The organism is Plantibacter flavus, from assembly GCF_051487245.1.
Taxonomy (GTDB): domain Bacteria; phylum Actinomycetota; class Actinomycetes; order Actinomycetales; family Microbacteriaceae; genus Plantibacter; species Plantibacter flavus_B.
Genome location: NZ_JAHVDH010000004.1, coordinates 465,571 through 489,695 on the forward strand (window position 1 = coordinate 465,571; position 24,125 = coordinate 489,695).

General features: G+C 68.1%; 20 protein-coding genes. 14 read left to right on the forward strand and 6 right to left on the reverse strand.

All coding sequences use genetic code 11. From position 1 onward, the window contains the following. Positions 1-28: 28 nt before the first annotated feature. Positions 29-1,441, reverse strand: coding sequence for an aminopeptidase P family protein (locus tag KXS11_RS12435; RefSeq protein WP_437385903.1), 1,413 nt, complete (start codon positions 1,439-1,441; stop codon positions 29-31). A gap of 182 nt (positions 1,442-1,623) precedes the next feature. Between KXS11_RS12435 and KXS11_RS12440 the strand changes: the two genes are divergently transcribed. Beyond that, positions 1,624-2,007, forward strand: a complete 384-nt coding sequence (locus KXS11_RS12440) for a hypothetical protein (protein WP_437385904.1) — start codon at positions 1,624-1,626, stop codon at positions 2,005-2,007. 24 nt (positions 2,008-2,031) lie between these two features. On the opposite strand, the gene KXS11_RS12445 is transcribed toward KXS11_RS12440, so the two are convergent. Next, positions 2,032-2,592 (reverse strand): Lrp/AsnC family transcriptional regulator, encoded by a 561-nt coding sequence (locus KXS11_RS12445; RefSeq protein WP_437385905.1) that lies wholly within the window; start codon positions 2,590-2,592, stop codon positions 2,032-2,034. A gap of 174 nt (positions 2,593-2,766) precedes the next feature. Between KXS11_RS12445 and KXS11_RS12450 the strand changes: the two genes are divergently transcribed. Genes KXS11_RS12450 through KXS11_RS12470 form a run of 5 tightly spaced genes read left to right on the forward strand, consistent with a single transcriptional unit; the run spans position 2,767 to position 7,915 of the window. Then, complete coding sequence (locus tag KXS11_RS12450; RefSeq protein WP_437385906.1) at positions 2,767-4,347, forward strand: ABC transporter substrate-binding protein; 1,581 nt, start codon at positions 2,767-2,769, stop codon at positions 4,345-4,347. Continuing rightward, positions 4,331-5,404: an ABC transporter permease gene (locus KXS11_RS12455; protein ID WP_437385907.1), complete on the forward strand. Its 1,074-nt coding sequence runs from the start codon at positions 4,331-4,333 to the stop codon at positions 5,402-5,404. The genes KXS11_RS12450 and KXS11_RS12455 overlap by 17 nt, the downstream gene beginning before the upstream one ends. Further along, the gene (locus tag KXS11_RS12460) at positions 5,401-6,282 is read left to right on the forward strand and encodes an ABC transporter permease (RefSeq protein WP_437385908.1); all 882 of its coding nucleotides are present in this window, start codon (positions 5,401-5,403) and stop codon (positions 6,280-6,282) included. The genes KXS11_RS12455 and KXS11_RS12460 overlap by 4 nt, the downstream gene beginning before the upstream one ends. A 35-nt stretch (positions 6,283-6,317) precedes the next feature. After that, a complete protein-coding gene (locus tag KXS11_RS12465) occupies positions 6,318-7,139 on the forward strand; it encodes an ABC transporter ATP-binding protein (RefSeq protein WP_437385909.1) in 822 nt (273 codons plus the stop codon). Continuing rightward, on the forward strand, positions 7,136-7,915 hold the full coding sequence (locus tag KXS11_RS12470) for an ABC transporter ATP-binding protein (protein WP_437385910.1): 780 nt from the start codon (positions 7,136-7,138) through the stop codon (positions 7,913-7,915). Before KXS11_RS12465 ends, KXS11_RS12470 begins: the two co-directional genes overlap by 4 nt. Positions 7,916-8,057: 142 nt before the next feature. On the opposite strand, the gene KXS11_RS12475 is transcribed toward KXS11_RS12470, so the two are convergent. Next, complete coding sequence (locus tag KXS11_RS12475; RefSeq protein WP_437385911.1) at positions 8,058-8,504, reverse strand: hypothetical protein; 447 nt, start codon at positions 8,502-8,504, stop codon at positions 8,058-8,060. 260 nt (positions 8,505-8,764) lie between these two features. On the opposite strand from KXS11_RS12475, the gene KXS11_RS12480 reads away from it, so the two are divergent. Beyond that, a complete protein-coding gene (locus tag KXS11_RS12480) occupies positions 8,765-9,703 on the forward strand; it encodes a phosphodiesterase (RefSeq protein ID WP_437385912.1) in 939 nt (312 codons plus the stop codon). Positions 9,704-9,838: 135 nt separating this feature from the next. On the opposite strand, the gene KXS11_RS12485 is transcribed toward KXS11_RS12480, so the two are convergent. The 3 genes from KXS11_RS12485 to KXS11_RS12495 form a co-directional block, all read right to left on the reverse strand. After that, positions 9,839-10,570 (reverse strand): lytic polysaccharide monooxygenase, encoded by a 732-nt coding sequence (locus KXS11_RS12485; RefSeq protein ID WP_437385913.1) that lies wholly within the window; start codon positions 10,568-10,570, stop codon positions 9,839-9,841. 29 nt (positions 10,571-10,599) lie between these two features. Continuing rightward, the gene (locus tag KXS11_RS12490; RefSeq protein ID WP_437385914.1) at positions 10,600-11,937 is read right to left on the reverse strand and encodes a fibronectin type III domain-containing protein; all 1,338 of its coding nucleotides are present in this window, start codon (positions 11,935-11,937) and stop codon (positions 10,600-10,602) included. Positions 11,938-12,095: 158 nt separating this feature from the next. Continuing rightward, a complete protein-coding gene (locus KXS11_RS12495; RefSeq protein ID WP_437385915.1) occupies positions 12,096-13,838 on the reverse strand; it encodes a stealth family protein in 1,743 nt (580 codons plus the stop codon). 83 nt (positions 13,839-13,921) lie between these two features. Here KXS11_RS12495 and KXS11_RS12500 point away from each other — a divergent pair, with 83 nt between their 5' ends. The 7 genes from KXS11_RS12500 (at position 13,922) to KXS11_RS12530 (ending at position 24,067) form a co-directional block, all read left to right on the forward strand. After that, entirely contained in the window at positions 13,922-15,385 is a 1,464-nt protein-coding gene (locus KXS11_RS12500; protein ID WP_437385916.1) for a CCA tRNA nucleotidyltransferase, read from the forward strand. 80 nt (positions 15,386-15,465) lie between these two features. Further along, positions 15,466-16,710: a trans-sulfuration enzyme family protein gene (locus tag KXS11_RS12505; protein ID WP_437385917.1), complete on the forward strand. Its 1,245-nt coding sequence runs from the start codon at positions 15,466-15,468 to the stop codon at positions 16,708-16,710. A 96-nt stretch (positions 16,711-16,806) separates the two neighbouring features. Next, positions 16,807-18,123, forward strand: coding sequence for an ABC transporter substrate-binding protein (locus tag KXS11_RS12510; RefSeq protein WP_437385918.1), 1,317 nt, complete (start codon positions 16,807-16,809; stop codon positions 18,121-18,123). Between the two features lie 228 nt (positions 18,124-18,351). Next, positions 18,352-19,977 (forward strand): ABC transporter substrate-binding protein, encoded by a 1,626-nt coding sequence (locus tag KXS11_RS12515; RefSeq protein WP_437385919.1) that lies wholly within the window; start codon positions 18,352-18,354, stop codon positions 19,975-19,977. A 159-nt stretch (positions 19,978-20,136) separates the two neighbouring features. Next, positions 20,137-21,225 (forward strand): ABC transporter permease, encoded by a 1,089-nt coding sequence (locus tag KXS11_RS12520; protein WP_437385920.1) that lies wholly within the window; start codon positions 20,137-20,139, stop codon positions 21,223-21,225. 2 nt (positions 21,226-21,227) lie between these two features. Continuing rightward, positions 21,228-22,352: an ABC transporter permease gene (locus tag KXS11_RS12525; RefSeq protein ID WP_437385921.1), complete on the forward strand. Its 1,125-nt coding sequence runs from the start codon at positions 21,228-21,230 to the stop codon at positions 22,350-22,352. Next, on the forward strand, positions 22,349-24,067 hold the full coding sequence (locus KXS11_RS12530; RefSeq protein WP_437385922.1) for a dipeptide ABC transporter ATP-binding protein: 1,719 nt from the start codon (positions 22,349-22,351) through the stop codon (positions 24,065-24,067). Before KXS11_RS12525 ends, KXS11_RS12530 begins: the two co-directional genes overlap by 4 nt. Positions 24,068-24,125: the final 58 nt, after the last annotated feature.

The following is a 24,125-nucleotide window of genomic DNA, read 5'->3' on the forward strand; positions in this document are numbered from 1 at the left end:
CGCCGCACGCCGGACAGCTGGGTCGGCGTCAGCCGCGCAACCACGCTTCCAGGCCGTCGGCGGTGATGGGGAGCGCAGCAGAGAGCACCTCGTGGCCGGTGTCCGTGACGAGGAGGTCGTCCTCGATCCGCACGCCGATGCCGCGGAGTTCCGGTGGGACCGTGAGGTCGTTGGCGTGGAAGTAGAGCCCGGGCTCGACCGTGAGGACGGCCCCCGGGCGCAGCGGTTCGTCGAGGTAGCGGTCGTCGCCGATGCGCGCACAGTCGTGGACGTCGAGCCCGAGGTGGTGGCCGGTGCCACTCGGGAGGTAGCGACGGTGCTGTTGACCGGTCGGCGACATGGCTTCGTCGACCGAGACCTGCAGGATGCCGAGCTCGTGGAGACTCGTCGCGATCCGCTCGTATGCCGTCGAACGCATGTCCAGGAACGTCTTGCCGGGGCCGACCTGGGCCATGGCGGCCCGGTGCGCGCGTTCGACATGGTCGTGCACCACGCGCTGGGCGGGGGAGAACCTCCCGGAAGCCGGGAAGGTCCTCGTCACGTCTGCCGTGTACAGCGATCTCGCCTCGACGCCGGCGTCCATGAGGATCAGGTGTTCGGGCAGCACCGGGCCGTCGCAGCGCGTCCAATGGAGCGTGGGGGCGTGGGGACCGCTTCCGATGATCGTCGAGTATCCGACCCCGTTCCCGAAGGTCCGCGCGTGACGCTCGAAGGTCGCCTGCAGCCAGCGCTCTCCACCGAAGTCGAGCGCGGCCGGCAGCTCTCCGGCAACGGCGCGGAAGCCCGCGACCGTCGCATCGACCGCGGTGCGGAGCTGGTCGACCTCCCAGGCGTCCTTGACGAGCTTGCCGGCCGAGAGGGCGACGAGCAGCTCGCGGGACGGCTGGAACCGGGCGTCGAGGGCGGGTTCCGGCGCGCCGGCCCTGGCGCTGTTCGAGGGGGCTGCGACGAGGGCGTCCTCGAGCGCGCCGAGTGGACGCACGTCGATCTCCAGGGCGTCCGCCCAGTGCGCGAGCGATGCCGCCGGTCCGATCCAGAGTTCGCCGCGCATGGCGTCGGCGTAGAAGGCCTCGTCGCCTGGGCCGGCGGGCTCGGGCAGGTACAGCGTCGCGTCGTGACCCTCGGCGGTCGGCCGCATGACGAGGACGGCTCCCTCCGCCTGACAGGAGGTGAGCCAGACGAAGTCGCTGTCCGGCCGGAAGGGGAACTCCGTGTCGTTCGTGCGGGTGGCGGCCCGGCCCGACGACACGATCAGCCAGCGTCCGGAGAACCGCTCGCCGATGTGTGCGCGATGCCGTCCAGCCGCGGCGCCCGCGCCGTCGACGAGATCGACGGATCGGTCCGCGTCGCCCCAGCCGCTCGCCATGTACTGGAGGAAGGCGTCGTCGGACGGCAGCGGCTGGGTGCGCGGGTCTCGGAACGAGATGGAGTCTGGACACATGCAGATCAGTAAGTCATCGTGTGGGCACCCCGTCAAGCACCACCCGCCGACGTCCACGGAACGTCCACGCGAAAGAGCCTGACTTCGCACTTTCGTCCATTTCGACCACGCCGAGACCGGTCGACGGTGGACGGATCGCCGACGGGTTGACACCTGTTCGCGTGCCTCCGCACAATGACGGCATGACTGGACCCGCCGAGATCGGCACCCCGACCCTGCCGGACTTCGACCTCGACGCAAAGGTGTTCGACATGGTCTCGTCGACGGCGAGCGTCGTCGACGCGGACGCTCCGACGCGGTTCGTGTACCACGAGGACCGCGGCGTCCTCTGGGGAGAGTACGTGGGGGACACCGTCTCGGTCGGGCGCTTCTGCGGGGTCCGCACGGAAGCCAGGATCGACATCTCGTTCGTGCACCGGAACCGAGCGGGCACCGTCACGACGCGCGGCGAGGCCAGTTCGATCATCTCGCGAGCCGCCGACGGTTCCCTCCTCCTGACCGAGGACTTCATCGGGCCGGACGGCCAGGCGCACGTCAGCGTCTGTCGGGAGATCGTCTCCGCCTGACCAGGACGGGACGGCCGAGCGTGCTCAGCGCCCGCGCCGCTCCGGCACTCGCTGGGCGCGCTCGTCGCTCGTCCGCACGAAACGGGTCATGCCGAAGCGTTCTCCGGAGTCCTCGACGCTCGTCCGCTCCGAACGCGACATCCGCAGTGACACGTCCGAGCGCTCCTCGTCCATGAGGAAGACCGTCGTGGTGGCCTTGATCGACGGCCACTGGGCGAGCCGCGTCGCGACGAGTTCGTGGATGGCCGCGACGTCCGGGGCGCGGATGAGCATCATGGCGTCGTGCTCGCCCGTGGTCACGGCGAAGTACTCGAGTTCCGGAACCGAGGACAGCCGCGCGCGGAAGTCCGCCCACTGACTCTGGCGCAGGGTGATGAACACCATCGCCGCGACGCCCAGGCCCACGGCCGACGGCTCGATGTCGGCGTGGACGCCCTTCAGGACACCAGCCCGGACGAGCGCTTCGTAGCGCGAATAGGCATTCGACCTGGAGATCCCGAGGTGCTCCGCGAGCGCGGCGACGGAGGCTCTGCCGTCCTCTCGCAGGAGTTCCAGCATGCGGATGTGGGTGTCGTCGAGTTGCATCGAATGCTCCAAACGTCCAGATTCGGCGGTGGTCTTGGCGGTCGATTGAGAGGATATGGCAGATCAGGTCGAAGATCGAGACATTTCTTCTTTGGTAACAGCTTGCAGATTGACGAATGATCTGTCACAGCACTACTTTCAGCTCATCCCTCCAACCAGATAAGGAGCACCACCTTGTCACGTTCCTTCACCCGCGCCGGTCGGCGCGGCATGGCAGCCGTCGGCATCGCGCTCGCGGCCGGCCTCGCGTTCAGCGGCTGCTCCGCCGGCGGCGGCAGCGACAGCGCCCCCAAGTCCCTCGTCGTCGACGCGTCGTTCGACCTCAAGACCGCAGATCCCAACCGCGAGTACGAGACCACCGGTTCCATCGTCGCGAAGGCGCTCTACGAGACGCTGCTGACGTTCAACGCCGACGACGTGACCGCTCCGGTCGACGGCCTCGCCAGCTACGAGATGAACGACGACAACACGGTCATGACCCTCACGATGAAGGACGGCAAGAAGTTCTCCGACGGTTCCGATGTGACCGTGGACGACGCCGTGTTCTCACTCCAGCGTGTGCAGGGCGTGAAGGGCAACCCGTCCTTCCTGCTCGACGGCATCACGATCGAGAAGACCTCGGACACGACCCTCACCCTGACCTCTGCCACGCCGAACCCCGCGCTGCCGTTCATCCTCCCGAACCCCGCGCTCGGCATCGTCAACCAGGACGTCGTGGAGAAGAACGGTGGCAGCACCTCCGCCGACGACGCAGCGGAGAGCTTCCTGAACGGCACGTCCGCCGGCTCCGGTCCGTACGTCCTCGAGTCGTTCGACGCGGCCTCGCAGGTCGTCTTCACGGCGAACCCCGAGTACACCGGCACCAAGCCGGCCTACGAGCGGGTCGTCCTCCGCAACGTGCAGGGACCGACCCAGAAGCTCAACGTCGAGGCCGGTGACTCCCAGGTCGCGCTCGACCTCAACCCCGACCAGGTGGCGGAGCTCGACGACTCGAAGGTGAAGATCATTGCGAACCCCTCGCGGTACATGATCTTCCTGATGCTCAACCAGGACCCCGCGATCAGCGAGATCACGAGCAACCCGAAGTTCCTCGAGGCCGTCAAGCTCGGCATCGACTACGACAAGATCGTCGACCTCGCCGGTGACGGCTCCGTGCGCCCGGGCGGGTTCATCCCGTCGATCTTCAACGGCGCGCTCGACGCGAAGGACGGCAACCAGTTCGACGCCACCGCGGCGAAGGCCGCACTCGCCGAGTCCGGCTACGCCGGTGAGGCCGTCACGCTGAACTTCCCGAACGACATCACGGTGCAGGGACTCTCCCTGCAGAGCATCGCCGAGTCGGTCCAGGCACAGCTGAAGTCGGTCGGGATCACCATCACCCTCGCACCGGCACCGGTCGCCACCGAGCTCGACGCGTACCGCGACGGCAAGGAGACCGTGGGTCTCTGGTACTGGGGACCGGACTTCCCGGACCCGTCCAACTACCTCGCGTTCACCCCGGGTGAGCTCGTCGGCCTCCGCGCCGGTTGGGCTGCCGGCGCCGACCCGACCGTGACCGACCTCGCGGCTGCGGCTGTCGCCGCGACGGACACGGACGCCCGTGCTGCCGCATACCAGGCGCTCCAGAAGGCCCAGAACGCGAGCGGGCCGTTCATCCCGCTGCTGCAGCCCGCGCAGAACGTGGTCACCGCGACCACGATCACCGAGGTTCCGCTGAACCCGACGTGGACCGTCGACCTTGCCGGAATCAAGTAGCGTCGCACCGACGACGTCCAGCGCGCGAGCGGGCCTCCACCCGCTCGCGCGCTACCTCGGCATCCGGCTCGGCCTCACGGTCCTACTGATGTTCGGGGTGACGCTCGTCACCTTCACGCTGACCAACCTCGTCCCGGCCGACCCCGTGCAGGCCGCCCTCGGCGAGCAGGCTGCCGCCGACCCCGCGATCGTGGCTCAGTTCCGGGAGAACGCAGGCCTCGACAAGCCGCTCCCGGTGCAGTACTTCACCTATGTCGGCAACCTCTTCCAGGGAGACCTCGGCACCTCGCAGCAGACGCGTGGTCCGGTCGCCGAAGAGCTCGGCAAGGCGTTCCCCGCGACGGCGGAGCTCGCACTCACGGCGATCGTCATCTCGATCGTCATCGGTGTCGGTCTCGGCATGTGGGCCGCGCTCCGCCGCAAGACCATCACCGACCAGGTGATCCGGGTCGTGAGCCTCATCGGCATCTCCGTGCCCTCCTTCTGGCTCGCGCTCGTGGTGTACTTCGTCTTCTTCTCGCAGCTGCACTGGTTCCCGGGCTCCGGACGGCTGTCGCCGGCTGCGATCCCGCCACCCAAGGTCACCGGCATGTACACGGTGGACTCGCTCCTCGCAGGGCAGTGGTCGACCTTCGGCGATGCGATCTCCCACCTGATCCTGCCGGCGTCGGTCCTCGCGCTGTACACGATCGGCCTGCTGACGAGGTTCGCCCGCTCGGCGATCCTCGAGGTGCTCGATCTCGACTACGTGCGGGCCGCGCGGGCGAAGGGTCTCCCGGGTCACGTCGTCGTCAGCCGATACGTCCTCCGAGGCGCGCTCGTGCCGATCATCACGGTGCTCGGCGTCGCCTTCGGGTCCCTGCTCTCCGGCACCGTCCTGGTGGAGAAGGTGTACTCGTGGCACGGCCTCGGTGAATACGCCTACGCGGCCGCCACCAAACTCGACCTGCCGGCGATCATGGGCGTCGGGCTCATCGTCGGTTTCGTGTACATCGGCCTGAACTTCCTGGTCGACGTGCTCTACGGCTTCATCGATCCGAGAGTGAGGGTGGCATGACCGACGTCCTCGCCGTCCAGACCAAACGCAGGGGACGTCTCCGCGTCTCGAAGCAGCTGCGCACCCCGCTCGCGATCGCCGGTGGCGTCATCGTGGTGTTCTGGCTCCTCGTCGCACTCCTCGCGCCGTGGATCCGCCCGTTCGACCCGCTCGCCCAGGACTTCGACCGCCTCCAGGCGCCGTCCGCGGCCCACTGGTTCGGTACCGACCAGGTCGGCCGCGACGTGTTGTCGCGGGTCGTCAGCGGTGCCCAGGTGTCGATCCCGCTCGCGCTCATGCTCGTCGTCTTCGCCATGCTCATCGGCTCGCTCCTCGGCGCCATCGCGGGCTACTTCGGGAAGGCCCTCGACGAGACCATCATGCGCATCGCCGACCTCGTGTTCGCGTTCCCGACGATCATCCTGGCGATGGTCATCGCCGCAGCCCTCGGTCCGAGCCTGACGAACGCGGTCATCGCGATGCTCATCGTCTCCTGGCCCGCGTACGCGAGGGTGACGCGCTCGCTCGTCATCGGGGCGCGGAACGCGGAGTACGTCGTCGCCGGTCGTCTGCTCGGCAACGGGCCGTTCACGTCGCTCGGCAAGGACATCCTGCCGAACGTCGTGTCCCCGGTCGTCGTGCTGGCGACCCTCGACGTCGGTACGGCGATCCTCTTGCTGTCCGGGCTCTCGTTCCTCGGCCTCGGTGCGGTTCCGCCGACGCCGGACTGGGGCGCCATGGTGTCCGACGGTGTCCAGAACTTCTCCTCGTGGTGGATCGCCGTCTTCCCGGGTCTCGCGATCCTCACCGTCGTGCTCGCTTTCAACTTCCTCGGCGACGCGCTCCGGGACGCCCTCGACCCGCGTTCGCAAGAGGCTGTCCAGGGGCGGTCGCTGTGAGCGCCACGAGCGGAACCGAATCGAAGGGACGACCCATGCCGGCAGACGGCGACAGCGGCGACTCCGGCATCGTCATCGACGGCCTGACGCTGAGTTTCGGCCGTGGCGATGCCACGAAGCAGATCCTGCGCGGCATCCATCTCGACGTGCCCGCCGGCCGGATCACCGGTCTCGCCGGCGAATCCGGCTCGGGGAAGACGATGACGGGTCTCGCGATCTGCGGACTGCTGCCGGCCGGCGCGAACCTCGGCGGGAGCATCCGCTTCGCGGGCACCGAGCTCGTCGGATTGAAGCAGCGCGCGATGAACCGCTACCGCGGTTCCCGGATCGCGATGATCTTCCAGGATCCGACTGCGAGCCTGCACCCGATGCTCACCGTCGAGTCCCAACTGATCGACCACTACCGGCACCACACCGGGGCATCGAGGCGGGCGGCACGCGCGAGAGCGCTCGAGGTGCTGGGGCTCGTCGCCGTGCCGAACCCGGAGGCAGCGCTGCGGAAGTACCCGCACCAGTTCTCCGGCGGGCAGTTGCAACGCATCGCCATCGCCTCAGCGCTCATGTGCGAGCCGTCGGTCCTCATCGCCGACGAGCCGACCACCGCGCTCGATGTCACCGTCCAGGCGGGCATCCTCCGACTGCTGCGCAAGCTGTGCGACGAGTTGGGCATCGCGATCATCCTCGTCACGCACGACCTCGGCGTGATGTCCGCACTCGCCGACACGATCGCGGTCATGCGGATGGGCGAGATCGTGGAGCACGGCACGCGGTTCCAAGTGATCACCGACCCGCAGCACGCGTACACGAAAGCGCTCATCGATGCGCTGCCGGAGACCGGAACGGAGGCCGCGTCATGACGCTGCTGCACCTCGACGACCTCCACGTCACCTACAAGCTGCCCGGTCGCGGAACCCTCAACGCGGTCGACGGTGTGAGCTTCGACCTCGAACCGCGCGAGGTGCTCGGCCTCGTCGGCGAGTCCGGATGTGGAAAATCGACGCTCGCGCGTGCGGTCTGCGGATTGGAACCCACATCCGGAGGCTCGATCACCTTCAACGGCACCCCGGTCGGCAAGCTGGGGCTCCGCAAGCGCGCACCGGAACTGCTGCGCATCCAGATGGTGTTCCAGAACCCGTACGCGTCGCTCAACCCGCGGCGCACGATCGGCAGTCAGATCGAGGACGGTCTGCGCGTGAACCCTGTGCACGACGCCTGGGATGTGGGTCAGCTCCTGGAGCACGTGGAACTCGACGCGTCGAGCCGCACACGCTACCCGCACCAGTTCTCGGGCGGACAGCGGCAGCGCATCGCCATCGCCCGCGCGATCGCCGCCGGCCCGGAGCTGCTCATCGGTGACGAGCCGATCGCCTCCCTCGACGCGTCGCTGCAGGCACGTGTCGCGAAGCTCATGCGGAAGCTCGCGGTCGAGACCGGTGCGGCGTTGCTGTTCATCAGCCACGACCTCTCGGTGGTCCGGGTGATCGCCGACGACGTGGCGGTCATGAGTGCCGGTCGGATCGTCGAGCACGGCCCGGTCGACCGCGTGTGGACCGACCCGCAGGACCCGTACACGCAGCGTCTCCTCGCCGCGATCCCCGTCGTCGACGGCCTCGGAACCCTCCCCGGCGCCTGACCCAGCGTCCACAACGCATGGTGACCCGGCGTGTCGCGGCAGGTGCGGTGCGAGCACGCCCGGCGAGCCGGTGCCGACGGCGACGGCGACGGCGACGGCGCCCTGCGGATCAGTGCAGGGAGCCGTCGCCGCCGCGGTCCGATCAGAAGTAGGTCGAGGCAGTGCAGCGCGGGTCGGAACCCGACTTGTCGAAGATGAACTGCACGTAACCGACCTCGACGCCGTTGTAGTTGCTGAGGCCCGCGGTCGGCCCGCCACTGTGCCAGCGGCCGTCCTGGATCATGGAGTCCGCGGACTTGAACCAGCCGGTCTCATATGCGCCGGAGCGCACGGCGACGTTGACGTTCGCCTTGTTACCGCCGGACTGCCCGTTCTGCCTCGTGATCTTGTACTCCTTGACGGTGACCCACACGCCCTCGGGACGGCTGTCGAGGACGACCTTGGCTTGACCGTTGAAGTTCCCGGTGGAGCAACTGATGGTGCGGGTCTCGCGGGCCCGTGTCTCGGTCGCGCTCGCTGCGGTGGGGGCTGCGAGGGCGAGGCTGGCGACCGCGACGATGCCGGCGATGATGGCGAGGGGTTTCTTCACGTCTTGCTCCAATCTTGGTGGCCGATCTGACCACCTGGAACATTAGAAGAAATATCTCACAAGCGGAAGTGGTTGGACCGAGTGTTCGAGATGAACCACACCTGGAGGGCGCGGGATGACGCCCGGTGGCGTGTGATCTTGCGTCGATGTGTTTCCGTGTCGTAGCGTGGCGTTCCCCTGACGTTCAGGAACCTCTGCTCTGATGGTGCAACACAGCTGCGATGCGGTTCGGAGAGCATCGCTCGAACGAGAGTTGTCACGTGAGTCTTCGCACGGCCGAGTACCCGAGGCCCGACCACTTCCTGCTCCATGTGAGCGACACGCACCTCCTCGCCGGCGGAGGGAGCCTCTACGACACCGTCGACAGCGAGACGCACCTGCGCCGCCTGTTCCAGGAGTTCGAAGCGTCCGGCGGTCGACCGGAGGCCATCGTCTTCACCGGCGACCTCGCCGACAAGGGTGAACCCGACGCGTACGAGCGCATCCGTGCGATCGTCGAGCCGGTCGCCGCGCGGCTCGGTTCGCAGATCATCTGGGTGATGGGCAACCACGACGAGCGTCAGGCCTTCCGCGCCGGCCTGTTCGGTGAGGTGCCGACGACACGCCCCGTCGACCGGGTCTACGACGTCAACGGACTCCGGGTCATCACCCTCGACTCGAGCGTCCCCGGCCACCACTACGGCGAGGTCACGGATGAGCAGCTCGACTGGCTCGCCGAGGAACTGTCCTCCGCCGCCCCGCACGGCACCATCCTCGCGATGCACCACCCGCCGGTGCCGAGCGTGCTCGACCTGGCCGTCAGCGTCGAGCTCCGTGCGCAGGCGAAGCTCGCCGAGGTGCTCGAAGGCTCGGACGTCCGCAGCATCATCGCGGGGCACCTGCACTACTCCTCGACGGCGACGTTCGCCGGGATCCCGGTCTCCGTCGCCTCGGCCACCTGCTACACGCAGGACTTGAACGTGCCCGTCGGAGGTACTCGCGGCCGTGACGGCGCGCGGGCGTTCAACCTCGTGCACGTCTACGGTGACACCGTGCTGCACTCGGTCGTACCGCTCGGCGAGACGCCGGCGCTCGACTACATCGACGCACCGGAGAGCGCCCGGCGGTTGGCGCTCGACGGCATCGTGCTGCCGGAGTCGACGACGGTCCCGGTGGTGCCGGAACCGCCGCTGACGATGCCCATCAGCGTCCTGCACTGACCACGGTCAGCTCCCGCTCCGGTCCCCGAGCTTGTCGGGGGGGGGTACGCCAAAGGCCCGCCCGCTGCGCCTGCGGAAGGCCCCGCGAGGGGCGCCTCCGCGGACTGCAGTGAGCGGGCCGATCCTGCTCGGCGCTTACGAGAAGACGACGTTCGAGCAGGCGAAGAAGGCCTCGTTCGACTGCACGGAGCCGTCCTTCTTGATGTTGCCCTGCCAGATCGTGTAGATCACGTGCTCGCCGGACTTCTCGGGCAGCATGCTCGTGAACTCGAACATGCCGCCACGCCCGTCCTTGTAGGCCGGGTCGACGCTGTCGGCGACGAGGAACGGCGTGGACTCGAGGTCGTCCCAGGTGAGCGCCTTGCTGGCGTCGTAGCCGTCCTTCGTCACGTAGTAGCTGAAGGTGTACGGGTTGTGCACGGCGGTGGCGAGGTACTGGAGCGTGAACTCCTCACCCGCGGGCAGTGCGGTGGTCGGCCAGTCCTTCGAAGCGGCGTCGAGGCCCGCCTTCGTCGGGTCTCCGGCGGCGCACATCTGGCCGTCGGGGATGAGGTCGCGGTACTGCGGCTCGATCTCGCCCTGACGGGTGTCGCCGATGACGACCTGGTTCCAGTTGGAGAAGACGCTCTCGCCGCTGATCTCGTAGGCCTCGTTGCAGCCCTCGAACTCGCTGTTGCCGCCGGGCCAGGTGTTGACGCCGGCTTCGTAGCAGCCGAGCACGCGGCTCTTCGGGTTGTCGCTCGTGCCGTGTGCGAATGCGGGGGAGGCGAGCCCGCCCGCAGCGATCGCGACGAGACCTGCGGTGGCGGCGAGGGCTCCGATGAGCTTCCGGGGTGCCGTGCGCTTCGTGGTGGTGTTGGTGTTCATGTCGATCTGCTTTCGTGTCGTTCGTCGGGTCACTGCGTGACGGTGAGCTCGGGGGTGAAGGCGCTCCAGGTGCCGTCCGCGAGCTGTGCGCGGATCTTCACCGTGTGCGTGCCGGCGATCGTGCCGGTGGCGATGAAGCGCTTCTGCGCGTCGCCCTGATCGGCGCCGACGAGGATGGTCTGCGCGAGCTTGCCGTCGAGGTGGACCTCGTAGCGGTTCGCGGCGCTCGTCGGCGTCCAGCCGAGCTGGATGCGGTGCATCGTGGTGGAGCCGTCCTGGTAGGAGTTCGCGATCGCGGTGAAGGCGGCCGGCGCGCTCGGGTCGCCCGGCTCGACGGGGGCTTCCGCCTCGGTCTGCACGGAGGCGATGTTCGACAGACTGACGTTGCCGGCGGCGTCGTAGCTGTGGATCTGGAAGCTGTAGGCGGTCTCGGGGTTGAGGCCGGTGATCGTCGCGGAGGTCGCGTCGCCCGGCACCGTGGTGACCTTGCTGTTGTCGACGCCGTTGTAGATCTTGTAGTGCGTGACGCCGACGTTGTCCTTCGGCGTGCTCCAGGTGAGGTCGACCGTGCGTGCGCCGGTGGCGACCGCGGCGGCGTCCTCGATCCTCTCGGGAGCCTCGGTGTCGTCGACGGGTGCCTGCTCGGTGCGGGCGGTGGCGACGGCGGTGCGCTCGGAGACGTTGCCCGCGGCGTCGAACGCCTCGACGGCGAAGCCGTATTCGGTGTCGGCGGTGAGCCCCGTGATGTTGGTCATGCGTGTGGTGGCGCCGACCTCCTTCACCTGCTTGCCGTCCTGGATGACGCGGTAGCCGGCGACACCGACGTTGTCGGAGGAGTGCTGCCACATGACGTGGACGCTGGAGTGGTCGTTCGCGTCGGCGGTGAGGCCACCGGGAACCGTGGGTGCCTGGGTGTCTTCGTCGCCGCCCTCGGCGGTGCTGCAGCCCGCGACGGCGGAGCCGTCCAGGTCGCACTCCGCCAGGGAGAGGGTGCCGCTGCCGTCGCCCGAGACGCCGAAGGAGATGTGCTCGGAGGCGCCTGCGGCGAGCTTGCCCTGCTTGGGCGTGAGGGTGACGCGGTCACCCTGGACGGTCGCGTCGATGTTCCACTCGGACGAGTTCTGGAAGCCGCCGGTCGGGACGGTGAACGAGAGCGACCAGTCCTGCGCGCTGCTCGTCGTGTTCTTGAGCACGAACTGCCCACCGGCGTACCAGGAGCTGTTGCCGCCGTACATGACGAGCTCGCCGGTGACGGGAGCGGTGGAGGTGCTGATGACTGCTGCGGTCGCGCCGGCCGGGATGGCGATGGCCGCGCCGACGAGGCACGCGATTGCCACGCTGCGGCGTGGTCTGCGGAAGATGTCCATGAGGTCCTTCGGATTCGGGGAGGGGTCTGTTTCGCGCTGAAACTTCGTGCGCTACATCTGAAGTTTAACATTTCAGTCGGTCGGAGGGAAGACCCAATTTCGCACACGACGAAGCCCCGGTCCGCAGGGACCGGGGCTTCGTCGTGTCGGGGCTGGCGTCAGCCGAGTTCTGCGCGTCCCTCGGAAGCCGGCGTCGACACCGCCGCTTCGCGCTCCCACGGCGCGGGGAAGGGGAAGTAGCGGTCCAGGAAGTCGATGACCGCGGTGGTGCGTTCCTCGGTTGAGATCTCGGGGCGGCTGCCGTCGTTCAGGCAGAACATGTCCTGATCGCGGCGCTTCAGCAGTCGGTCCATCTGCCCGAGCGACTGTTTGAGCGTGGTCTCGATGTACCGGACCTTCGCCTGCGTCTGCTGCACGGCCCGCCCGGTCATGAGCGCGTAGTAGTGGTAGAAGGAGTTCGTGACCGAGATGTTGTCGGCCGCGCGGAACGCACTGTGGGACGTCGCATGGAACGCCTCCGAGAACTCCTGCTCCATCTCGGCCATGACACTGCGGCGGAGGGGCGCTGCACAGTGCTCCAAGTGCCGTGCGGTGACGCGGCCGAACCGTTCGTGCAGCAGGCGTCGGTTCACGCGCGCGGCGTTCTCGAAGCCGCTGCGCGAGGGGTCGTTGGCACCCAGCCCGATGCGGGTGGTCGCCTCGACGAACTTGCTGATGCCGCCGGGCGAGAAGAACAGCTCCGGGCTGAGCGGCCGCCCGAGGAACATGTCGTCGTTGGAGTAGAGGAAGTGCTCCGACAGTCCTTCGATCCGGTGCAACTGACTCTCGACGGCCATGGAGTTGTGCGTCGGCAGGGCGTCGAGGTCGGCGAAGAACTCCTCGCTGCGCACGATGGTGACCTTGGGGTGGTCGGCCAGCCACTCCGGTGCGGGGGAGTCGGTGGCGATGAAGATGCGTCGGACCCAAGGGGCGAAGGTGTGCACGCTCCGCAGGGCGTATTTGAGCTCGTTGATCTGGCGGTACCGGGCGTCGGAGTCGTCTCCCTCACCCACCACATAGCTCTGCATGCGCTTGGCACGCGCACGCTGGAACTCCTCGGAGGAGCCGTCGACCCACGAGAAGACGAGGTCGATGTCGAAGGTGACGTCGCTCGCGAGCGCATCGAACATGTGCTCGAGGGTGCGCCAGGAGCGGCCGTAACGTTCCACGGTGGCCTCGACGGCCTCGGACCGCGGCATCCGCGTGCGCATGAGGACGTTCTCGACGGGCGCGGTGATCTCCTCGTCGCCGAAGCGCCAGAGCTCGAGCTGGAACGCCGTCTCGATGCCGTATCGGAGGCGCCCGAGCGGTTCGATCCTGGGCCGGTACAGCCGGAACACCTCCGCCTTGCGTGCGCCGGCGAACAGGCCGTCGGAGAGGAGACGCGGGTCGCCGGCGGGCTTGAGGCTGTACTCCCGATTCTTGAGCGGGACACCGTAGAAGGGTTCGTCCGCGAACGTGGCCGAGAGTGCGGCCTGGACGGCCTTCCGCAGCGATCGGTCGACGACGATCACCGGGCGGTCGTGGTCGCCTCGGACGAGCAGATACTCGATCTCCGCGGCATCGAGGGCGTCCGCGACGGCGAGGAGGTCCTCCGTCATCGACTCCTGCGGGGTGAGGTGACCGTTGAGCAGGGTGTAGACGCCCTTGCGCTGCACGATGTCGTCGCGGTCGAACCGCTTGTTCCGAGCCCCATGGGTGACGAGGACGAGTTCTGGAGGCGTGCTGAACACGAGTTCTGGCGGGGTGGGGTCCTTCTCGCGGGTGAAGGCCGTCGGCGCTTGGGTGCTGCCGGTGTTCCGCTGGTCGTCGAGTTCGTGCGTAATCGTGTCCACCTCTGGTCTGCTGGGGGTTGGGGTCATCGTTATTGTACGGCCGTCGCGCACAGCCGCTCGCGGCTTGACATCGGCGGCTCCGGTGGCGGCGTCCGGCTACGATTGTCCCCATGGTGAGCGTGGCGGAGTCCTTGGTGCGCCTGCAGGACCTGGCCTCATCGCCGGTGGTCGCGCGGGTCGCAACCGCGTTCGCCGACGCCGGGTACGAACTCGCCCTCGTCGGTGGTCCCGTCCGCGACGCGATGCTCGGCCGGGTCGTGAGCGACCTCGACTTCACGTCGAACGCCTCCCCGGACCAGATCCTCGCCGTCCTGAAGCCGATCGCGGGTGCTTGGTGGGATGTCGGACGTGAGTTCGGCACGATCGGCGCGAAGGTGGCCGTGCTCGATGCCGACGGCGTGGAGCACGCCGACACGGTCGAGATCACCACGTACCGCGCCGACGCCTACGACGGTGTCACCCGGAAGCCCGTCGTGGCCTTCGGCGACACCCTCGAGGACGACCTGCGCCGACGCGACTTCACGGTCAACTCGATGGCACTGCGCGTGCCGGAGGTGACCCTCGTCGACCCGTCCGGTGGGGTGGAGGACCTCCTCGCGCAGCTCCTGCGCACCCCGAGCTCACCCGAGGTGTCGTTCGGTGACGACCCGCTGCGCATGCTGCGGGCCGCGCGTTTCGCCTCGCAGCTCGGGTTCGCGCCCACCGACGACGTCGTCGACGCGATGGAGGAGCGTCGCGAGACGATCTCCATCGTGAGCCCCGAACGCATCCAGGCCGAGCTCGGCAAGCTTCTCGCGACCGATTCACCGCGCGCCGGACTCGAACTCCTCGTCGACACCGGGCTCGCCGACATCGTGCTCCCGGAGCTGCCGGCCCTCCGGCTCGAACCCGACGAGCACCACCACCACAAGGACGTCTACCAGCACTCGTTGACGGTGCTGGAGCAGGCGATCGGGTACGAGCACTCGCGCCACCCCGGTGAGGCGCCGGACCTCGTGCTGCGCTGGGCGGCCCTGTTGCACGACATAGGCAAGCCCGCGACGAAGAAGACCGGCCCCGGTGCGGCGGTCACCTTCTACCACCACGACCTCGTGGGGGCGAAGCTCGCGAAGAAGCGGCTGACCGCGCTCCGGTACGACGGCGACACCATCAAGAGCGTCGCCCGCCTGGTCGAGCTCCACATGCGCTTCTTCGGCTACTCCGAGGGCGTCTGGGCCGATTCGGCCGTTCGTCGCTACGTGCGTGATGCCGGCCCGCTCCTCGAACGACTCCACATGCTCGTGCGGGCGGACGTCACGACGCGCAACCGACGCAAGGCCGACCGCCTCGGGTTCGCGTACGACGACCTCGAGCAGCGCATCACCGAGTTGCAGGAGCAGGAGGAGCTCGACTCCGTCCGCCCCGACCTCGACGGCAACCGCATCCAGGAGGTGCTCGGCATCGCTCCCGGTCGCGAGGTCGGTGAGGCCTACCGCTGGCTGCTCGAGCTCCGTCTCGACGAGGGCCCCCTCGGCGAAGAGGAGGCCACCCGTCGCCTCCTCGCCTGGTGGCAGTCCCGTCCCACCTCCTCCTAGCCCGCGAGGGGTCCCGAATGGCTGGTGATCGGGCGGTAACACTCACCATTCGGGACCCCTCGCGAGCCTAGGGTTGGGGGATGAGCGAGCGCAGCGAGCGGCCTGACAAGACGGACAGCACGACGATCGGGTTCGGGACGCAGAGCGTCCACTCGGGCAACAGCGTCGACGAGGCGGGCGGGGCCATCCGCACCCCCATCGTCATGGCGAACTCCTACGCCCTGCCGGAGGATCCCTCCGAGGTGAGCTGGTCGGGCACCGACGTCCCCCTCTACACGCGCAACTCGGGCACCAACCAGCTCGGTCTGCAGCGCAAACTGGCGGCGCTCGAAGGAGGGGAGGACGCCGTCGTGCTCGCGAGCGGTGTCGCAGCGCTCCACGCCGTCTTCTTCACGCACCTGCGCTCCGGCGACCACGTCGTCGTCGGGGACGTCACGTACGAGGCGACGTTCCGCCTCTTCACCGAGCTGCTGCCGCAGAAGTACGGCATCGAGGCGACCTTCGTCGACACCTCCGACGTCGAGGCGGTGCGTGCCGCGCTCCGCGCCGCCGACGCGGAGGGTCGTGGGGCCACCAAGCTCGTGCACGTCGAAGCCATCGCGAACCCCACCACCAAGGTCACCGACATCGCGGCCGTCGCAGCTGTCGCGCACGAGTCCGGTGCCCTGCTCTCCGTCGACTCGACGTTCACGCCGCCGCCGCTCCTGCGCCCCATCGCACTCGGAGCCGACCTCGTCGTGCACTCGCTCACCAAATACATCAACGGGCACGGCGACGCGATGGGCGGGGCCGTCATCGGTTCCCGGGCGCTCATCCAACCGATCAAGTCCGACGCCATGGTCGACGTCGGAGGGGTCATCTCCCCCTTCAACGCCTGGCTCATCATGCGCGGCTCGGTCACGCTGCCGCTCCGCATCGGTCGGCACGTGGAGACGGCGACGGCGCTCGCCGAATGGCTCGAAGCCGACCCGCGCGTCGCCTTCGTCGCCTATCCGGGCCTCGCGTCCCACCCGCAGCACGCCCTCGCGGCGCGGCAGTTCGCGCTCGGAGCGGGCGGCATGATGGCCTTCGTGGTGGACGGCGACCCGGAGACGCAGAACCGTTTCGTCGCGAACCTCCGCGTCATCACCTCGGCCGTCTCGCTCGGGCACGACGAGTCGCTCATCGTGCACGTCGGCACCACCGGCCCGCGGGTCGCGGCGTACCCCGAGCCGTTCCGTCGGCTGGGGCACCTGCGGTTCTCCGTCGGGCTCGAGGACCAGGCAGACCTCATCGCCGACCTCGACGCCGCGCTCACGGCCGCGGTCGGTGGTTCCCACGGGTGAGGGTCGAGCGTCGCCGTCGCGTGACCGTTTCGGGAGGGATGTGCCGTCCAGGCTGAGCTGCTAGCCTCCCCAAGGTTCACGGAACGAAGGATTCTCATGCACAAGCGTCACGTCCCCCTCGCGATCGTCGCCGCCGGAGCACTGCTGCTCAGCGGGTGTGCGGCCGGCCCGACGGAGCGTACGACGGTCACCGTCCGCCTGTGGGACTCGAGTGTCGCGGACGCTTACGACGCCTCCTTCGCCGCGTTCGAGCAGGCGAACCCCGACATCCGGGTGCGTGTCGACGTCGTCGACTGGGCCGACTACTGGACGAAGCTCCGCACCGACGTCGCCGCCGACACCGCCCCCGACATCTTCTGGTTGAACAACTCCTACCTCGCCGGCTACGCGGACAGCGGCAGCCTCCTCGACGTCGGCAAGACGCTCGGGAACGACGCGTCGGACGCCTGGGCGCCGAGCGTCGTGAAGCAGTTCACGCGCGACGACAAGCTGTGGGGTGTCCCGCAGCTCTCCGACGCGGGCATCGCCGTCTACTACAACGCCGATCTCCTCGACGCGGCTGGCGTGAAGCCGGCCGACCTCGCGAAGGCGACCTGGTCGCCGGACGCGACGAAGGACACCTTCCTCCCCCTCGCGAAGAAGCTCACCCGCGACGCTGCCGGGGTCGCCGCAGACCAGCCGGGCTTCAACCCTGCTGCGCCGGCCACCTACGGCACCGGTCTCGGCTACGACCTCCAGGCGGTCCTGCTGCCGTACATCGGCTCGAACGGTGGAAAGTACCAGGACGGCGACAACTTCGCCTTCAACGACCCGAAGACCGCGGAGTCGATCGGGTACCTCGTGAACGCGATCAACGGAGCGACGGTCGCACCACCGGCCGCGTCCACCAACGCCGACGGTGACTTCGCGCGCGATGCGTTCCTGCAGGGCAAGGTCGCGATGTTCCAGTCGGGTCTCTACAGCTTGAAGGCCGTCCACGACGGCGCCGACTTCCCGTGGGGCGTCGCCGAACTGCCGGCGGGCCCGGCCGGCAAGGTGAGCGTCACGAACGGCATCGCCGCCGCGGGGAACGCGGCCACCAAGCACCCCGAAGCGGTCGAGAAGGTCCTCGCCTGGATGGGCAGCACCGAGGGCAACGCGTACATCGGTGCCGAGGGCGCAGCGGTACCGGCCGTCACGGCGGCCCAGAAGGACTACTTCGAGTACTGGAAGAAGGAGGACGTCGACGTCCAGCCGTTCTTCGACGTCATCGCCGACGGAGCGAAGACGATCGCACCGCCGACCGGTGGCAGCTTCGCCAAGGGCCTCGCCGCCTACGACCCGATCTTCAAGGAGATCTTCGCCGGCACCGTGAGCGTCTCCGACGGCCTCAAGAAGGCGCAGGAGGCGGCGAACTCCGCCCTCAACGACTGAGGCGCTGAACGCGGTCCACCAACGCGTGTTGCGTAACGCATCGCCGGAACGGTGGTGTGCTGCGCCGTTGATACCACAAGCGCACGTTTCGTGCGTGTAACGAATCCGCACCGGAAGTCACCTGAGTTCGAGGGATTTGTTCGGAGCGTGCTGTAATCCTCTACAGGCACGTACGAAGAACCTGCACACAGCCGTGCCGTCTCTTACACAGAAACGAGGTCGACATCAATGTCATCCCCACGTAGTGGATTCCGCAAGAGCGCCATCGCGCTCGCGGGCCTGTCCGTCACCGCCCTCGCGCTCGCCGGCTGCGCAGCCGGCGGAGGCAGCTCGTCCGGCGCCAGCGGAACGATCGTCATCGGCACCACCGACAAGGTCACCACGCTCGACCCGGCCGGGTCGTACGACAACGGCTCCTTCGCCGTCATGAACCAGGTCTTCCCGTTCCTCGTGAACACCCCGTACAACAGCCCCGACGTCGAGCCTGACATCGCCGAGTCCGCTGAGTTCACCTCGCCGACCGAGTACACGGTGAAGCTCAAGAAGGGCCTCAAGTGGGCCAACGGCAACGACCTCACCTCCTCCGACGTGAAGTTCACCTTCGATCGCCAGCTGGCGATCGCTGACGACAACGGGCCGTCCTCGCTCCTCGGCAACCTGGAGAAGACGGACGCACCGGACGACCTCACCGTGGTCTTCACCCTGAAGACCGACAACGACCAGACCTTCCCGCAGGTGCTCTCGAGCCCCGTCGGTCCGATCGTGGACGAGGACGTCTTCTCGGCGACCGAGCTCACGCCTGACGCCGACATCGTGAAGGGCAAGGCGTTCGCCGGCCAGTACACGATCGAGAGCTACAAGTTCAACGAGCTCATCTCGTACAAGAAGTACGACGGCTACGAAGGCCTCCTAGGTGCCGCGAAGAACGACACGGTCAACGTGAAGTACTACACGGACGAGTCCAACCTGAAGCTCGACGTCCAGAAGGGCAACATCGACGTCGCGTCGCGTTCGCTCTCCGCCACCGACATCGAGAGCCTGAAGAAGGACGACAAGGTCAAGATCGTCGACGGCCCCGGTGGCGAGATCCGCTACTTCGTCTTCAACTTCGACACGATGCCCTACGGCGCGACCACGGCCGACGCCGATCCGGCCAAGGCGCTCGCCGTCCGCCAGGCCGCTGCCGACCTGATCGACCGTGCGGCCATCGCGAAGGACGTCTACAAGGACACCTACACGCCGCTCTACTCCTACGTCCCGGCCGGTCTGACCGGTGCCACCGAGTCCCTGAAGGGTCTCTACGGCGACGGCGAAGGCGGCCCGGACGCCGCCAAGGCGAAGGCCACCCTCGAGGCTGCAGGCGTGACCGTGCCGCTCGCCCTCAACCTCCAGTACAACGGTGACCACTACGGCTCGGGCTCCGGCGACGAGTACGCGGCCATCAAGGACCAGCTCGAGGCCGACGGCCTGTTCGCGGTGAACCTGCAGCAGACCGAGTGGGTGCAGTACTCCAAGGACCGCACCACCGACGTGTACCCCGCGTACCAGCTCGGTTGGTTCCCGGACTACTCGGACGCCGACAACTACCTGACGCCGTTCTTCGCCACGGACAACTTCCTGTCGAACCACTACGACAACCCCGCGGTGAACGACCTCATCAACGAGCAGCGTTCCACCACGGACCCGGCGGCCCGCACGGCGATCATCGAGCAGATCCAGGACGCTGAAGCGGCCGACCTGTCGACGATCCCGCTGCTGCAGGGTGCTCAGGTCGCGGTGGTCGGCAAGGACATCGAGGGCACCGTCCTCGACGCCTCGTTCAAGTTCCGCTACGCACCCATCACCAAGGGCTGAACGAAGCCTGACGCCGGCGTCGTCCGCCGGTAGGCAATGGTCGGGGTGGTTCTCCGGAGCCAACCCGACCATTGCCGTCTGCATGAGCTGGAGTAGCTGAGTAGTCTGTATCGCTGTGCGTCACGAGCGCACTCGGTGCATCAAGGAGGATCCACTGCAATGACGTCTGCTGTCGAATCACCGCCGCCCGCGGCCGCGGTCCGCCCGAAGGGCAAGAGTTCCGGGGGCGGTGGGCTCTGGCGCTACCTCGTCATCCGCTTCCTGTTGATCATCCCCACGGTGTTCATCCTCGTCACGCTGGTGTTCTTCCTCATGCGCTTGACCGGAGACCCGATCACCGCTGCGCTCGGTGGTCGTCTGCCGGCGGACCAGCTCGCTGAGCGCATCACCGCCGCGGGCTACGACCGACCGATCTTCGTGCAGTACCTGGAGTACCTCGGCCAGATCGCCGTCGGCAACTTCGGCACCACGATCTCCGACAACCGCCCTGTCTTCGAAGTGCTCCTCACCTACGGCTCGGCCACGCTCGAGCTCGCGTGCTACGCGCTCATCGTCGCGTTCATCGTCGGCATCCCGCTCGGCATGATCGCTGCAGCCCGTCGCGACCGCTGGCAGGATGCGGGTCTGCGGGTCTTCGCGATCCTCAGCTACGCGACCCCCGTCTTCTTCGCCGGACTCCTCCTCAAGCTCGTCTTCTCGGTCTGGCTCGGCGTCCTGCCGGTCGCGGGGCGCGCGAGCACGGGAACCGAACTCTCCCTGCAGACGATCCCGAGCCCCACCGGCATCTACCTGATCGACGCGATCCGCCTCGGCGACCCGACCGCGATCGGCGACGTCCTCTCGCACGCGGTGCTCCCGGCCATCGCCCTCGGTCTCCTCACCGCGGGTGTGTTCCTGCGTCTCGTCCGCACGAACGTCATCGGCACGCTCGGTTCGGGGTACGTCGACGCCGCCCGATCGCGTGGCGTGAGCGAGTACCGTCTCGTCACGAAGCACGCCTACCGTCCGGCGCTCATCCCCATCATCACGGTCATCGGCCTGCAGATCGCCCTGCTGCTCGCGGGCGCGGTGCTCACCGAGACCACCTTCGAGTGGAAGGGGCTCGGCTTCATGCTGAGCGAGTACCTCAAGGCGCGCGACTTCGTCGCCGTCCAGGGCATCGTCGCGCTCCTCGCGGTCATCGTCGCCCTCACCAACTTCATCGTCGACATCATCGCGGCGATCATCGACCCGCGGGTGAGGTACTGAGCATGAGCACGACCACCATCCCCACCGGCACACGCACCGCACCGGCGAAACGTCCGTTGCGTGAGCGCCTGCCCGTCGTCAAGCAGTTCCGCCAGTCCGTCGGGCTGCAGCGGGCCATGCTCGTCATCGGCCTCGTCGTCACGGGCGTCTTCGTCCTCATCGCGATCTTCGCGCCTGTCGTCGCGCCCTACCGCTTCAACCAGTTGCGGGGCGCGGACGGCTCGTTCGGCACGCAGCAGCCGCCGAGTGCGACGAACCTCCTCGGTACGACCGTCGGCGGGTACGACGTGCTGTCGCGGGTGCTGTGGGGTGCGCAGACGGCGTTGTTCGTGATCGTGTGCGCGATCATCCTGTCGATCTTCGCGGGCGTCCTGCTCGGCCTCCTCTCCGGATACTTCGGCGGCTGGCTCGACCGCGTGCTCGTCGTCGTCTGCGACGCCATCTACGCGTTCCCGGCGCTGTTGCTCGCGATCGTGATGTCCATCGTCATCAGCCGTGGCCAGTCGAGCCTGTGGGGTGGGATCCTCGCGGCGGCCATCTCCATCACGGTGGTGTTCATCCCGCAGTACTTCCGGGTGATCCGTTCCGAAGTGGTGCGGATCAAGAGCGAGGCGTTCGTGGAGTCGGCGAAGGTCATCGGTGCCTCCAACTCGCGCATCATGTTCCGCCACGTGCTGCGCAACGCGACCCGGACCCTTCCGCTCATCATCACGCTGAACGCCTCCGAGGCGATCCTCACGCTCGCCGGCCTCGGCTTCCTCGGCTTCGGGATCGAGCCGACCGCCGCGGCCGAGTGGGGCTACGACCTCAACCGCTCCGTGTCGGACGTCACCAGCGGCATCTGGTGGACCGCAGTGTTCCCCGGTCTCGCGATCGTGCTCGTCGTGCTCGGCATCACGCTCGTCGGCGAGAGCCTCAACGACCTGTCCGATCCGCGCCTCCGCAGCCGTCGCCGTGTCGGGGCCTCGTCCGGCGTGGTCGCCCAGACCTCGAGCATCACGACGGCCGGCGGCACCCCCGACAGCCCCGGTGGTGCCGGCATGGAGGACGCGGAGTCCCTCGGTCTCGTCAGCCCGGCTGCCGCGGACGACGATCTGGAGACCCGACGAGAGGACGAGCGCTCATGAGTGACGTGACGACCAGCAGCGCGAACCCCGCCGGCACGGCCGACATCGTCAGCATCCGCGACCTCGGGGTCTCGTTCTCGACCGACGCCGGTGCGGTGAAGGCCATCAACGACATCTCGTTGTCGGTCGGCCCGCGGGAGATCGTCGCGATCGTCGGTGAGTCCGGATCGGGCAAGACGGTCACGGCGAAGACCATCCTCGGTCTGCTGCCCGAGACGGCGACGGCTTCGGGCGCGGTCGTCCTGCGTTCGCGCGACGGCTCCTCGGAGCAGGACGTCGTCACGGCGTCCGCCGAGCAGCTCCGCTCGATCCGCGGCAGCGACGCGGCGATGGTGTTCCAGGAGCCGTCGACGGCGCTCAACCCCGTCTACAAGGTGGGGTGGCAGATCGCCGAAGGGCTCCGGGCGCACGGCAGCTACACGAAGGCCGAAGCGCGCGCGAAGGCGATCGACATCCTGCGTCGCGTCGGCATCCCCGAGCCCGAGGAACGGGTCGACTACTTCCCGCACCAGTTCTCGGGTGGACAGAAGCAGCGCATCGTCATCGCGATGGCGCTCGTGCTCGACCCCGGGCTCATCGTGGCGGACGAGCCCACGACCGCCCTCGACGTCACCGTCCAGGCTGAGATCCTCGACCTCCTGCGCCGGTGCCGCGACGAGTTCGGGACGGCCATCGTGCTCATCACCCACAACATGGGTGTCGTCGCCGACCTCGCAGACCGCGTCGTCGTCATGTACCAGGGCGACATCGTCGAGGAGGCGCCCGTCCAGGAACTGTTCTCGGCGCCCAAGGCCGAGTACACGAAGAAGCTCCTCGCCTCGGTGCCGCACGTCGGCCGAGGGAAGAGCTCGGTGCCGGCGGAGGTCGAGCGGGGCGCGAAGCTGCAGCTCGGTGACCCCGTGGTCGTCGCGAAGGGGCTCGAGATCGAGTACCCGGGTCGCTTCGGTCGCGCCGGGTTCCGGGCGGTGAAGGGCGTCGACTTCACGATCCACGCGGGCGAGGTGCTCGGCCTGGTGGGGGAGTCCGGTTCGGGCAAGACCACTATCGGGCGCGCCATCGCGGGGCTCACGAAGGTCACCGGCGGGTCCTTGTCGGTGCTGGGTGTGGAGATGAACCGGGTGAAGGAGCGTCAGTTCGCACCGAAGCGTCGCGAGATCGGCTTCGTGTTCCAGGATCCGGCGACGAGCTTCAACCCGCTGCTGACGATCGCCGAGTGCGTCGCCGAGCCGCTCATCGTGCACGGACGCTTCGGCGACGCGCGTGCCGCGCGGCGGCGGGTCGACGAACTGATGGAGGCGGTGCAGCTGCCGAAGGCCTTCGGTGACCGCTTCCCGCACGAGTTGTCGGGTGGTCAGCGTCAGCGGGCGTCGCTCGCGCGGGCGCTCGCCCTCGAGCCGGCGCTGCTCATCGCCGACGAGCCGACCTCGGCGCTCGACGTGTCGGTGCAGGCGCGCGTGCTGGAGCTCTTCGTGGAGCTGCAGGCGGAGTTCGGCTTCGCGTCGCTGTTCATCAGCCACGACCTCGCCGTCGTCGACGTCCTGGCCGACCGCATCGTCGTGCTGTACCGCGGCGACATCGTCGAGGAGGGGCCAGGCGCACAGGTGCTCGGTGCTCCGCAGGACGACTACACGCGGCGCCTCCTCGCGTCGCTGCCCGTGCCCGACCCGGCCGAGCAGGCGTTGCGCCGCGAGGAGCTGCGCCGCCTCCGCGCCTGAGCGCAGGACATCGACACGAGGGCCGGATGGAATCCATGATTCCGTCCGGCCCGCGTGC